Here is a 12,205-nt window from a genome sequence, read left to right as displayed (position 1 = left end):
GCGCGTACGGAACGCTTCCCCTGGGCTCAGAAAAGCCCGGTGTCGGCGAAACGCAGGATCAGCTGAGGGGCTCCGGACAGGGCCACGCCCACGACTCCGGTGAGCGCCATCGCGGCCGTGACCGGCACGGGGGCCAGGTGCCTGACGGGCTCGCCCTCGGGGGCGCGGAACAGCAGGGTCGTCCACTGCAGGTAGTAGAACAGCGCGATCACGACGTTCACGGCCATGACCACGGCCAGCCAGCCGAGGCCCGCGTCGACGGCGGCGGAGAAGACGGTGACCTTGGCGAAGAGGCCGATGATGCCCGGCGGGAGCCCCGCGAGACAGAGCAGGAAGAAGGCCAGGATCAGGGCGGCCAGGGGGTTGCTGGCGTACAGGCCGCGGTAGTCGCTGATGCGGTTGAGGGTCTTCGTACGGCCGACGAGTGCGGCCACCGCGAAGGCGCCGAGGTTCACGGCGGCGTACATGAGGGCGTAGGCGACGGTGGAGCCGATGGACCGCTCGGCGTCGTCGGAGTACGCGGCGGCGGCGATCGGCACCAGGAGGTAGCCGGCCTGTCCGACGGACGACCAGGCGAGCAGGCGGACCGCGCTGTACGCGCGCGTGGCCTGCTGTCGCAGGGCGCCCACGTTGCCGACGGTCATGGTGAGGGCGGCCAGTGCGGCGAGGGCTGGGCCCCAGACGTCGGCATACGACGGCAGGGCGATGACCGTGATGAGGATCAGGCCGGTGAAGCCGACCGCCTTGCCGACGACCGACAGATAGGCGGCGACCGGCAGAGGCGCGCCTACGTAGGTGTCCGGCACCCAGAAGTGGAAGGGCACGGCGGCCGTCTTGAAGGCGAAGCCGACCAGGGTGAGGACGACTCCGGTCTGGGCGAGGGTCTGGAGCTGTCCGTCGACGTCCTGGATGCGGTCGGCGATCTGCGTGAGGTAGAGGGTGCCCGTGGAGGCGTACACGAAGCTGATGCCCATGAGGCTCACCGCGGTCGCGGTGACCGAGGACAGGAAGAACTTCAGTGCCGCTTCGGAGGACTTGCGGTCGCCGTAGCGCAGGCCGACGAGCGCGAAAGCGGGGAGCGAGGCCACTTCCAGGGCGACGATGAGGGTCGCCAGGTCCCGGGAGGCGGGCAACAGGGCTGCTCCGGCGGCGGAGGAGAGCAGCAGGAACCAGAACTCCCCTTCGGGGAGTTGCTTGTTCGCGTCCTTGAGAGCCGTGACGGACAGGAGGGCCGCGAGGAGGGCGCCGCCGAAGACCAGGAACTGGATGACGAGGGTGAAGCGGTCGGCCGTATAGCTGCACAGACCGGCGTCGCCGGACAGACAGAAGGTGGAGCGGTCGCCGTCCAGGAGGGGCAGCAGCAAAAGCGCGGAGGCGGCCAGGCCGGCCACGGACGTCCAGCCGAGTACCGCCTTCTTGTGCTCCGCGATGAACAGGTCGGCGACGAGGACCACGAGTGCGACGGCCGCCGCGAGGGTGGGCGGCGCGACGGCGAGCCAGTCGACGGACTGGACGAGGTTCTCGGCCAGCGGCTGGGCCAGGGAGCTCATCGGGTGCCTCCTGCGAGGAGCTGCTGCACGGCCGGGTCGGTGAGCCCGAGGAGGGCCTTCGGCCACAGTCCGGCGACGACGGTGAGGACGACGAGCGGCGTCCAGGCCGCGAACTCGTAGCTCTGGACGTCGGCGAGCTTCGGGGCCTCCTGCGGTACGGCGCCCATGCAGACGCGGCGGACCACGACTAGCAGGTACGCGGCCGTGAGCAGGGTGCCGAAGGCGCCGATCGCCATGAAGGTGAGGAACGCCGGCCGGCTGAGCTCGGGGGCGGGTTCGAACGCACCGAACAGCGCGAGCATCTCGCCCCAGAACCCGGCGAGCCCCGGCAGTCCGAGCGAGGCGACCGCCGCGAAGGCGAGCAGGCCGCCGAGGCGCGGGGCCTTGCCGTACAGCGCGGCGCCGGTCTGCTCGGCCAGGGCGTCGAGGTCGGTCGTGCCCGTACGGTCCTTCAGCGCGCCGACCAGGAAGAAGAGCAGGCCGGTGATGAGGCCGTGGGCGATGTTGGCGAAGAGAGCGCCGTTCACGCCGGTCGGGGTCATCGTGGCGATGCCGAGCAGGACGAAGCCCATGTGACCGACGGAGGAGTAGGCGATGAGCCGCTTGAGGTCGCCCTTCGCGCCCTGCTTGGCCAGGGCGAGGCAGGCCAGGGATCCGTAGATGATCCCGACGACGGCGAAGGCGGCGAGATACGGCGCGAAATCGGCGAAGCCGTCGGGAGTGATCGGCAGCAGGATGCGGACGAACCCGTACGTACCCATCTTCAGCAGCACGCCGGCCAGCAGGACCGAGCCGACGGTCGGGGCGGCGGTGTGGGCGTCGGGCAGCCAGCTGTGCAGCGGCCACATCGGGGTCTTGACGGCGAGCCCCAGCCCGATCGACAGAACGGCGATGACCTGCACGGATGCGGTCAGTGACCGGCCGTTGTCAGTGGCGAGTGCCACCATGTCGAACGTGCCCGCCTTGATTCCGATCAGGAGCAGGCCGAGCAGCATGACCACGGAGCCGAGCAGCGTGTAGAGGATGAATTTCCAGGCCGCCGCGGCCCGGCCCTCGCCGCCCCAGCGGGCGATGAGGAAGTACATCGGGATCAGGACCATCTCGAAGGCGAGGAAGAAGAGCAGCAGGTCGAGGACGGCGAAGGTGGCGAGGGTGCCGGCCTCCAGGACGAGCAGCAGTGCGACGAATGCCTTCGGGGTCGGGCCCGCAGGCATCTTGAAGTACGAGTAGAGCGCGCAGAGGAAGGTCAGCAGCGCCGTCAGGACCAGAAGGGGGAGGGAAATGCCGTCTACGCCGAGGTGGATGCGCACATCGAGCGCGGGGATCCAGCTGATGTCCGTGCTGGCCTGCATCTTCGACGGCTGGTCGTGGTCGAAGCCGAGCGCTAGGACGATCGCCGCGATGAGGACCGCGCCGGTGACGGTGACACCGTGCCGGAGTACGGCCTGCTCGGGCGACTTCCCCTTCAGCCCGGGCGGGGCGGGCAGGAGAGCGGCGGCCGCGCCCAGAAGCGGGCCGACGACGACGAACGCCAGAAGGAACTGCATCACGGACTCGTTGATATCGATCACGCCTGCTCACGCTCCCGTGGCGACGAGGACGGCGGCGACCGCGAGAACGACGGTGCCGGCGAGCAGCGCGCTCACATAGGTCTGCACATTGCCGGTCTGGGCGCGCCGTACGGCGATGCCGAGCCAGCGGGGTAGGGCGCCCGCGCCGCGTACGTAGGTGTCGACGACCTCGCGGTCGAGGAACCGGACGAGACTCGCGCCGGCCTGGACCGGACGGACGAACAACGCCCGGTACACGGCGTCGAGGTGGAAGCCGACGGCCGCGGGGCGGTGCAGCGGGCCGAGCAGCAGCCGGCCGGGGTCGGCGGGGTCGGGCGCGTAGGCCACTCCCCCGTACACGGGCGCGTGGCTGGCGATGGCCTCGGCCTCCACGACTCCGGCGTCGCCCTCGGGGTGGGCCGCGACCGCGCCGATCGGGACACGCGCCGCGAGCGAGGTGGTGTGGCGCCAGGTCCCGTACACGACGATGCCGCCGACGAGGGCCAGGCCCGTGCCGAGGACGGAGGTGGTGAGGGTCGGGGCGAGGTCACGGCCGTCGAACCAGTCGGGCAGCACCCGGTAGGCGAACGCGCCGACGGCGAGGGACGGCAGGGCGAGCACCCACAGCACCACGGTCATCGTCAGCGGCTGCCTGCCGTGGTCCGGGGCTTCGGCGCCCCGGCCGCGGAAGGCCAGCAGCCACAGGCGCATCGCGTAGGCGGCGGTGAGCAGGGCCGTGAGCAGGCCGGCGACGAGGACCATCCAGCCCGTGGCGCCGGGGGCGTGCTCGGTTTGACCGGTCGCGACGTGCTCGGCGGCGCCGAGGACGGACTCCTTGGAGAAGAAACCGCTGAACGGCGGGATCGCGGCGAGCGCGAGCAGCGCCACGGTCATCGTCCAGAACGCGTCGGGGACTCGGTCGCGCAGATGGCTCATGCGGGACATGGCGGCCAGCGAGTTGGTGCCGGAGGCGTGGATGATCACGCCGGCCGCGAGGAACAGCAGCGCCTTGAAGGCGCCGTGGGACAGGAGGTGGAAGACGGCGGCACCACGGTCGGCGACCGCGAGGGCACCGGTCATGTAGCCGAGCTGACCGATCGTCGAGTAGGCGAGGACGCGCTTGATGTCGTCCTGGGCGAGCGCGGCGAGGCCGGAGCCGATCATCGTGACGGCGGCCATCGCGGCGAGGACGATCATCGCGGCCTGGGAAGCCTCGAAGGCCGGAAGGAGCCGGGCGACGAAGTAGACACCGGCGGCGACCATCGTCGCGGCGTGGATCAGCGCGGAGACGGGTGTCGGGCCCGCCATCGCGTCGGGGAGCCAGGTGTGCAGCGGGAACTGCGCCGATTTGCCCGCCACGCCCGCGAGGAGCAGCAGGGCGATCAGGGTCGGGTGGTCGAGGCCGCCGCTCGCGACGGTGTCGAGGACCTTCGTGATGCGGAACGACCCCGCGTCGGTGGCCAGCGCGAACAGGCCGATGAGGAAGGGGACGTCACCGAGCTTGGTCACCAGGAAGGCCTTGATGGAGGCGGCGCGGGCCTCCGGCGTCTCCCAGTAGTGGCCGACCAGGAAGTACGAGCAGATGCCCATGATCTCCCAGCCGACCAGCAGCACCATCAGGTCGCCGGAGTAGACGACGAGCAGCATCGCGGAGGTGAACAGGGAGACCAGCGCGGCGTACGAGGGGTAGCGCGGGTCATCGCGCAGGTAGCCCGTCGAGTAGATCTGCACGCAGGTGGCGACGACGCCGACCAGTACGGCGACGAGGGCGGCGAAGCCGTCGATGTACAGCGCGAGTTCGATCGGAACCGAGCCGGTGGGCGTGAGCTCGGTGGCGGCGTTGATCGCCTGGTCGCCGCCCTGGCGCACGGCGATCACCGCGGCGAGCACGAGGGACGTGAGCGTCGGCAGGACGGCGAGCGGGCGCACGAAGCCGGGAGCGGTGCGGCCGAGGAGCAGGCCGGCCGCGGCGCCGAGGAAGGGAAGGAGGGGGACGAGTACGGCGAGGGTGGTCGTGGTCACGCGGTGGCCTCAGCCTTCTCGGCCTGCCCGGCGGTGAGGGCGTCGTGGTCGGGGCCGTCGGTCTCGTGGCCTTCGGCTGTGTCGCGGAGCTTGTCGATGTCCGAGGTGCCGCGGTTGCGGTGGACGGCGAGGACGATCGCCAGGCCGATGCCGATCTCGGCGGCGGCGATGGTGATGGTGAACAGGGTCAGCGCCTGGCCGGAGTGCAGGGTCTCCTCGGCGGCCTTGCTGAGCCAGACGTCGAAGGCGACCAGGTTGAGATTGACCGCGTTGAGCATCAGCTCGACGGACATCAGGACGAGGATCGCGTTGCGGCGGGCGAGGACGCCGTACAGGCCGGTGCAGAACAGGAGGGCGGAGAGTACCGCGGGATAGGCGAGGTGCATCAGCGGGCGCCTTCCTGCTCGGCCTGACCGGTTCCTGCGGCCTGACCGGTTCCCGCGGCCTGACCGGTTCCCGCGACCTGCTTGTTTCGCTCGATCGGGTGATTGCGGGAATCCGGGACGGATGGGGAACTGCCGGTCCTGGCTCGGGAGTTCACTGAGGGAGAGCCCGACTCCGCCTTCGCCTTGCGGGACAGGACGATCGCACCGACCAACGCGGCGAGGAGAAGGACGGAGAGGGCCTCGAAGGGGAGGACCCAGTTCTGGAAGAGGCTCTCGCCGGTGGCCTTGGTGGAGCCGGCGGCGGGGCCGTCGAGGTCGATCCAGGTCGTGCGGAAGGCGTCGACGACCACCCACACCAGAGTGGCCGCGGCGACGACGGCCACGGTGAGGGCGACCCAGCGGTTGCCGGAGTCGGCGTCCGGCGAGCGGCCGATGGGCGCCCTGGTGAGCATCAGACCGAACAGAAGGAGGACGACGACGGAACCGACGTAGATGAGGACCTGCACCCACGCGATGAACTCGGCGGTGAGCAGGAGGTACTCGACGGCGAGGCCGCCGAGCGTGACCACCAGCCACAGGGCGGCGTGCACCAGCTGCCGGGTGGTGACCGTGACCAGCGCGGCGCCGAAGGTGACCAGGCCGACGAGGAGGAAGGCGATCTCGACGCCGTTCGGGGAGAGGAAGCCGTGGGTGTCGGCGGCAAGGCTCACGAATCTCCCTCCTGCGGTTCCGCCTGCGCGGCCGCCAGCTTCTCGGCGGACTTGCGGGCGGCGGCGATCTCCTTGGGCTCCTCCGCGCCGGGGTCCAGAGCCGGCGGGGCCGGGACCGTCCACATCCACTCGCGGAGCTTGTCGCGCTCATGGGTGAGTTCGCGGATGTCGGTCTCGGCGTACTCGAACTCCGGGGACCAGAACAGGGCGTCGAAAGGACAGACCTCGATGCAGATACCGCAGTACATGCACAGGGCGAAGTCGATGGCGAAGCGGTCGAGGACGTTGCGGCTGCGCTCGCGGCCGCCGGGGGCCGCCGCCGGGACGGTCTCCTTGTGGGAGTCGATGTAGATGCACCAGTCCGGGCACTCGCGGGCGCAGAGCATGCAGACCGTGCAGTTCTCCTCGAACAGGCCGATCACACCGCGGGTGCGGGGCGGGAGGTCGGGCTGGGAGTCCGGGTACTGCGCGGTGACGGACTTCCTCGTCATCGTGCGGAGGGTGACGGCCAGGCCCTTGGCCAGGCCGCTTCCAGGAATGGGGGCCATGGTTACTGGATCACCACCTTGACGACGCCGGTGAGGGCGATCTGGGCGAGAGAAAGGGGGACGAGGAGGGTCCAGGAGAGCTTCTGGAGCTGGTCCTCGCGCAGACGGGGATAGGTGACGCGGAGCCAGATCACGATGAAGGCGAGGACGGCCGTCTTCAGCAGGGTCCAGACCCAGCCGAGGCCGTCGGCGCCCCACGGGCCGTGCCAGCCGCCCAGGAAGAGGACGGTGGTCAGGCCGCACAGGACGACGATTCCGGCGTATTCGGCGAGGAGGAAAAGGGCGAAGCGGAGACCGGTGTACTCGGTGTAGGCGCCGAAGATGATCTCCGAGTCGGCGACGGGCATGTCGAAGGGCGGGCGCTGAAGTTCGGCGAGGCCGGCGACGAAGAAGACGATCGCGCCGACGATCTGCCAGGGCAGCCACCACCATTCGAAGGCGTCGACGATGCCCGGAAGGGAGACCGTGCCGGCCGCCATCGCGACGGAGGCAGCGGTGAGCAGCATCGGGAGTTCGTAGGCGAGGAGCTGGGCGGCGGTACGCAGGCCACCGAGGAGGGAGAACTTGTTGGCGGAGGCCCAGCCGGCCATGAGCGAGCCGAGCACGCCGACGCCCATGACCGCCAGCACGAAGAAGATGCCCGCGTCGATGACCTCGCCGACCGCGCCCTCGCCCGGGCCGATGGGGATGGCGAGAAGGACGAGCAGATACGGGAGGAGAGCCACGGCCGGGGCGAGCTGGAAGATACGGCGGTCCGCGCCGGCCGGGACGACGTCTTCCTTCTGCGCGAACTTCACGCCGTCGGCGACGAGTTGGGCCCAGCCGTGGAAGCCCCCGGCGTACATCGGGCCGAGGCGGCCCTGCATATGGGCCATGACCTTGTGCTCGGTCTGCCCGATGATCAGGGGGAAGGTGAGGAAGACGACGAAGACGATCAGGAGTCGCAGGGTGACGTCGAGCGCGTCGTTCACGGCGGGCCTCCTGGGTGGTCGGTGCGGGCGTCTTCGGATTCGTCGTCGGATTCGTCGTCGGATTCGGCCTCGGGCCCCGGGGACTGGTCGGGAGTAGCTGCCGGTTCGGCCTGCGGCTCGGGCTTGGGGGTCGTGGCCTCGCCGGGGTCGGGCTGCTCCTGGGCCGAGTCGGGCTGTGGCGCGGGCTTGGGCTGTGGCGCAGGCCCCGGCTGCGACGGGGGCTCGGATTGCGATTCAGGCTCGGGCTCGGCTCGGCGCTCTGGATCCGGCTCGTCGAAGGCCGGGCGGGCGTGATGCCAGGGCGCGTCCGGGCTGCGGGGGGTCGCGGGGGTCCTCGGAGGGGCCGAGGGCGGTGACGACGCGGCGGCGTCGGACGCGGCGGGCGCCGGGGTGCCGGATGCGGCCGTGTCCTGCGTAGCCGTATCGGACGCTGACGCTGCCGAGTCGGACGCCGATGTAGTGGACGCCGCCGTATCGGAAGCGGCCGCTTCGGAAGCCGCCGTACCTGATGCCTCCGTACCGGAAGCGTCAACGGCCCTCTGGCTGGCGGAGCCCTCACCGGCGCTGCGCGCGCGACGAGGCCCTGCCGGCCTGCCCGGCGTGGTCGACGGTGCGTCCGCCGTGGTGGACGACGCGCCGTTGCCGGCCGGAGAAGCTCCCGCCTCAGTCGAGCCCTCGGCTCCCTCAGCGAGGGTCTCGCCCGCCGAACCCGAAGCCTCAGCGTCCGCAGCCGAACCCGCCGCCTGCTGACTGACCGAGCCCTCCGACGCCTTCCGAGCACGCCGGGCCGCACCGGCTGCAGGAGCCGCGCCTGCCGAGGCGTCCGCCGCCTGACTCGCGGAACCCTCAGCCGCCGTACGCGCACGCCGAGGCACCGCACCTTCCGTAGCAGCTCCGCCCGGCGAAGCCTCCGCCGCTTGACTCGCCGAACCCTCAGCCGCCGTACGCGCACGCCGAGGCACAGCACCTTCCGCGGCAGCCCCGCCCGCCGACGCCTCCGCCGCCTGACTCGCCGAACCCTCAGCCGCCGTACGCGCACGCCGAGGCACAGCACCTTCCGCGGCAGCCCCGCCCGCCGACGCCTCCGCCGCCTGACTCGCCGAACCCTCAGCCGCCGTACGCGCACGCCGTACCGGACGCTCCCCGGCGGCCCGCGCGGGTCGCTCTCCCGCAGCCCGTGCCGGTCGCTCCCCGGCCGTGCGGCCTGCGCCCCTGGTCGGGCGGGCCGGAGCGGGCGGGAGTTGGCCCTTCTGGGGGCCCCATTCGTTCGGGTCGGGGACGCCTGGGGGGAGCATCTGGCGGCGCTTCGGGCCGCCGTGTTCGGACTCGCCGGGTTCCTTGGCGCCGGGCCAGGCCTTGGCGACGCGGGCTGCCAGGACGAAGTCCTTGCGCAGGGGGTGGCCCTCGAAGTTCTCCGGGAGGAGCAGGTGGTCCAGGGCCGGGTGGTCGGCGAACACCACGCCGAACATCTCGTGCGTCTCGCGCTCGTGCCAGGCCGCGCCCGCGTAGACGCCGACAGCAGAGGGCAGCGTCGGCGCCTCGTGCGGGACGGTCGTACGGACCAGCAGACGCCGTACCGGGGACAGGGCGGCGACGTGGGCCGCGACGCGGAAACCGGTGCCCGGTTCGTCGACCGCGCTCAGCCAGTCGAAGTAGGTGCAGCCCAGAGCGTCACGGGCCGCCTCCAGCGCCGCGATCCAGGAGGCCGGGGGCACGTCGACGGTCAGGACCTCGTACGACTCCTCGGCCGTGGCCTCCGGGCCGAAGAGGTCCTCGACGGGGGCGGGCAGCCAGCCGATCGTCGTCATCGGGCGCCCTCCCCGGTTCCGGTGCCGGCGGTACCGGGAGCGGCTCCGGCATCAGCCACTTCCGGCCCCCGTACCAGCCCGCTCTGCAACGCCGCCGCGGAAGGCCGAGCCGTGCCGTACCGCTCGCCCAGCGACTCCCGTGCGATCTTCTCCTGGAGCTTCAGGATCCCCTGGAGGAGCGCCTCGGGGCGGGGCGGGCAACCGGGGACGTAGACATCGACGGGGATGATCTGGTCGACGCCCTTGGTGACGGAGTAGGAGTCCCAGTACGGGCCGCCGCAGTTCGAGCACGCGCCGAAGGAGATGACGTACTTCGGCTCGGGCATCTGCTCGTACAGGCGCTTGACGGCCGGGGCCATCTTGTCCGTCACCGTGCCCGAGACGACCATGAGGTCGGCCTGGCGGGGGCCGGGGGCGAACGGGATCACGCCGAGGCGGATGAAGTCGTGGCGGGCCATCGACGCGGCGATGAACTCGATCGCACAGCAGGCGAGGCCGAAGTTGAAGACCCAGAGCGAGTAGCGGCGGCCCCAGTTGAGGATCACCTTCATCGGCTCGGGCGCGAGGCGGGCCAGCGCGCCGAGCCGCTTCGGCTCCGGGAGCAGAACCGGCTGCTCATTGGTGTCTGGCGTCACGTCCATGCCAGAACGCCCTTCTTGTATGCGTAGAGCAGGCCCACGGCCAGGAAGCCGAGGAAGACGAACATCTCGACGAGCGTGGTCGCGCCGTAGCCCGGGTCGGCGAAGACCGTGGCCCAGGGGAACAGGAAGATCGAGTCGATGGCGAAGATCACGTACAGGAAGGCGTAGACGTAGTAGCGGACCTGGGTGTGGGCCCAGCCCTCGCCGACGGGGTCGACACCGCATTCGTACGTCATGAGCTTCTCGGGCGTGGGGACCACGGGACGCAGCAGGCGGCCCGCCCCGAAGGCGACGGCGACGAACAGCACGCCGACGACGGCCAGCAGTCCGACGACCGAGTAGGACTGGAAGTAGTCCGCCGAGACGACGACGTTGTGCGCATCCGCCGCGACGACGACGGTCTGTTCCGACACGTCCGCCCCTCGCTCCCTGACCTCGTGACCGATGCCCCAGGAACAGGCCCTGGGACCAGTGTCCTGCGATGTGTGATCTCGTGAACACCCCTGTTTCCCGTGCTTCCCGTGAAACCGCAGTGTTCGACGATCTGTACGCACGGGAGTCTAGGCCCTGCTAAAGAGAGCGTAAGCAGCCCGTCACGCCTTGAGATCTCGTCGAGATGCTCATGGCGGTCCTCCGGCGCGCTGCCGGGTCGGGCGGGGGGTGGGGTTTTCCCCCGGGGATCGCGGCGGTCCGCTCCATGGCGCTGCGGCGCACCGCGCGGCACGCTAGCCCATATGACCGAACGCCCCAGCCCTTCGTGGGACGCCTCCCAGCGCTCCGACGGCGAGCAGCCGCCGCTGCCACCGGCCCGTTTCGCCTACGACCGGCACACCTGGAAGGAGATCGCCCACCTTCTGGCGAACCTTCCGGTGTCGCTGCTCGGATTCACCTATGTCGCGGTGGTGCTGTTCACCGGGGCCCTGCTGACCGTGACGGTGATCGGGTTCCCGTTGCTCGCGGCGGGGCTGGTGGGCGCGCGGCAGCTGGGCAAGATGGAGCGCGCACGCGCGCGTGCGCTGCTCGGGGTGCGGGTGGAGGAGCCGAGTCCGCTGCCGTTGCGCGGTGGCAAGGACGGCTTCTTCCCGCAGCTGTGGCAGGCGCTGAAGGACCCGGTCGGCTGGCGCACGATCCTGTACGACTTCATCCGGCTTCCCTGGGGCATCCTCACCTTCGTCATCACGCTGACCTCGTTGTTCGTGCTGTGGCCGGTGCTGCCGTTCATCGCGCGGGGCCTGGCGAACGCGGACCGCGCGATGGTGCGCGGCCTGCTGTCGCCCTCCGACGAGCTGGAGCGCCGTATCGCCGAACTGGAGTCGGACCGCGGGGTCGTCGTGGACACGGCGGCCGCCGATCTGCGGCGCATCGAACGCGACCTGCACGACGGCGCCCAGGCCCGGCTGGTCAACCTCGCCATGGGGCTGGGTCTGGCCAAGGAGAAGCTCCTGGAGGACCCCGACACGGCGGCCTCGATGGTCGAGGAGGCGCATGGCGAGGTGAAGCTCGCGCTCCAGGAGCTGCGCGATCTGGCGCGCGGCATCCATCCGGCCGTACTGACCGACCGCGGCCTGGACGCCGCCCTGTCCTCGGTCGCCTCGCGCTGCACGGTGCCGGTGAAGGTGACCGTCGACCTGCCGGCCAGACCGGTGGCGGCCATCGAGGGCATCGCCTACTTCACCGTCTCCGAGCTGCTGCAGAACGTCAGCAAGCACAGCGCGGCGAAGTCGGCTTCGGTGGAGGTGTGGCGCTCGGACGACCGGCTGCTGATCCAGGTGTGGGACGACGGGCGCGGAGGTGCGCGCCTCGACGGCGGCACGGGCATGCGCGGGCTCGCCGACCGGCTGGACGCGGTGGACGGACTCTTCGTCATCGAGTCACCGCGCGGCGGCCCCACGACCGTGACGGCCGAGCTGCCCTGGCGGGATCGCGCCGGCGGGCAGGGGTAGGGAAAACCCCCCGTTCAAGAGGCCGACGGCCTCCATGTTCCGTGGACCCGTGGTCCAGGAGGGTGGAGGTACGACG

11 protein-coding genes are annotated in these 12,205 nt (G+C 70.9%); 1 reads left to right on the top strand and 10 read right to left on the bottom strand.

The window, feature by feature from the left end:
• Positions 1-26 precede the first annotated feature (26 nt).
• From ACFQ6S_RS40055 to ACFQ6S_RS40010, 10 genes are read right to left on the bottom strand one after another with little or no spacing between them, the layout of a single operon-like run.
• On the bottom strand, positions 27-1,550 hold the full coding sequence (locus tag ACFQ6S_RS40055; protein WP_383420554.1) for an NADH-quinone oxidoreductase subunit N: 1,524 nt from the start codon (positions 1,548-1,550) through the stop codon (positions 27-29).
• The gene (locus ACFQ6S_RS40050; RefSeq protein ID WP_383420552.1) at positions 1,547-3,121 is read right to left on the bottom strand and encodes a NuoM family protein; all 1,575 of its coding nucleotides are present in this window, start codon (positions 3,119-3,121) and stop codon (positions 1,547-1,549) included. The genes ACFQ6S_RS40055 and ACFQ6S_RS40050 overlap by 4 nt, the downstream gene beginning before the upstream one ends.
• Before the next feature lie 6 nt (positions 3,122-3,127).
• Complete coding sequence (locus ACFQ6S_RS40045; protein ID WP_383420550.1) at positions 3,128-5,122, bottom strand: NADH-quinone oxidoreductase subunit L; 1,995 nt, start codon at positions 5,120-5,122, stop codon at positions 3,128-3,130.
• The gene (gene nuoK / locus ACFQ6S_RS40040; RefSeq protein ID WP_383420548.1) at positions 5,119-5,508 is read right to left on the bottom strand and encodes an NADH-quinone oxidoreductase subunit NuoK; all 390 of its coding nucleotides are present in this window, start codon (positions 5,506-5,508) and stop codon (positions 5,119-5,121) included. The genes ACFQ6S_RS40045 and nuoK overlap by 4 nt, the downstream gene beginning before the upstream one ends.
• The gene (locus tag ACFQ6S_RS40035) at positions 5,508-6,218 is read right to left on the bottom strand and encodes an NADH-quinone oxidoreductase subunit J (RefSeq protein ID WP_383420546.1); all 711 of its coding nucleotides are present in this window, start codon (positions 6,216-6,218) and stop codon (positions 5,508-5,510) included. The genes nuoK and ACFQ6S_RS40035 overlap by 1 nt, the downstream gene beginning before the upstream one ends.
• On the bottom strand, positions 6,215-6,766 hold the full coding sequence (locus tag ACFQ6S_RS40030; protein WP_383420544.1) for a NuoI/complex I 23 kDa subunit family protein: 552 nt from the start codon (positions 6,764-6,766) through the stop codon (positions 6,215-6,217). Before ACFQ6S_RS40030 ends, ACFQ6S_RS40035 begins: the two co-directional genes overlap by 4 nt.
• Positions 6,767-6,768: 2 nt before the next feature.
• On the bottom strand, positions 6,769-7,737 hold the full coding sequence (locus ACFQ6S_RS40025; RefSeq protein WP_383420542.1) for an NADH-quinone oxidoreductase subunit H: 969 nt from the start codon (positions 7,735-7,737) through the stop codon (positions 6,769-6,771).
• Positions 7,734-9,545: an NADH-quinone oxidoreductase subunit C gene (locus ACFQ6S_RS40020; protein ID WP_383420540.1), complete on the bottom strand. Its 1,812-nt coding sequence runs from the start codon at positions 9,543-9,545 to the stop codon at positions 7,734-7,736. Before ACFQ6S_RS40020 ends, ACFQ6S_RS40025 begins: the two co-directional genes overlap by 4 nt.
• Positions 9,542-10,186 (bottom strand): NADH-quinone oxidoreductase subunit B, encoded by a 645-nt coding sequence (locus tag ACFQ6S_RS40015; RefSeq protein WP_383420538.1) that lies wholly within the window; start codon positions 10,184-10,186, stop codon positions 9,542-9,544. Before ACFQ6S_RS40015 ends, ACFQ6S_RS40020 begins: the two co-directional genes overlap by 4 nt.
• Complete coding sequence (locus tag ACFQ6S_RS40010) at positions 10,177-10,599, bottom strand: NADH-quinone oxidoreductase subunit A (RefSeq protein WP_383420536.1); 423 nt, start codon at positions 10,597-10,599, stop codon at positions 10,177-10,179. The genes ACFQ6S_RS40015 and ACFQ6S_RS40010 overlap by 10 nt, the downstream gene beginning before the upstream one ends.
• A 321-nt stretch (positions 10,600-10,920) precedes the next feature.
• Between ACFQ6S_RS40010 and ACFQ6S_RS40005 the strand changes: the two genes are divergently transcribed.
• Complete coding sequence (locus tag ACFQ6S_RS40005) at positions 10,921-12,129, top strand: sensor histidine kinase (protein WP_383420534.1); 1,209 nt, start codon at positions 10,921-10,923, stop codon at positions 12,127-12,129.
• The last annotated feature ends 76 nt before the right edge of the window (positions 12,130-12,205 follow it).

Source organism: Streptomyces sp. NPDC056479, from assembly GCF_042795335.1.
In the GTDB taxonomy this organism is placed as follows: Bacteria; Actinomycetota; Actinomycetes; order Streptomycetales; family Streptomycetaceae; genus Streptomyces.
This window is presented reverse-complemented; position numbering and strand designations above follow the sequence as displayed.

Coding starts and splice junctions, on each gene's coding strand:
- ACFQ6S_RS40055 (WP_383420554.1), bottom strand. CDS start 1,550: ATGAGCTCCCTGGCCCAGCCGCTGGCCGAGAACCTCGTCCAGTCCGTC.
- nuoK (WP_383420548.1), bottom strand. CDS start 5,508: ATGCACCTCGCCTATCCCGCGGTACTCTCCGCCCTCCTGTTCTGCACC.
- ACFQ6S_RS40030 (WP_383420544.1), bottom strand. CDS start 6,766: ATGGCCCCCATTCCTGGAAGCGGCCTGGCCAAGGGCCTGGCCGTCACC.
- ACFQ6S_RS40020 (WP_383420540.1), bottom strand. CDS start 9,545: ATGACGACGATCGGCTGGCTGCCCGCCCCCGTCGAGGACCTCTTCGGC.
- ACFQ6S_RS40015 (WP_383420538.1), bottom strand. CDS start 10,186: ATGGACGTGACGCCAGACACCAATGAGCAGCCGGTTCTGCTCCCGGAG.
- ACFQ6S_RS40005 (WP_383420534.1), top strand. CDS start 10,921: ATGACCGAACGCCCCAGCCCTTCGTGGGACGCCTCCCAGCGCTCCGAC.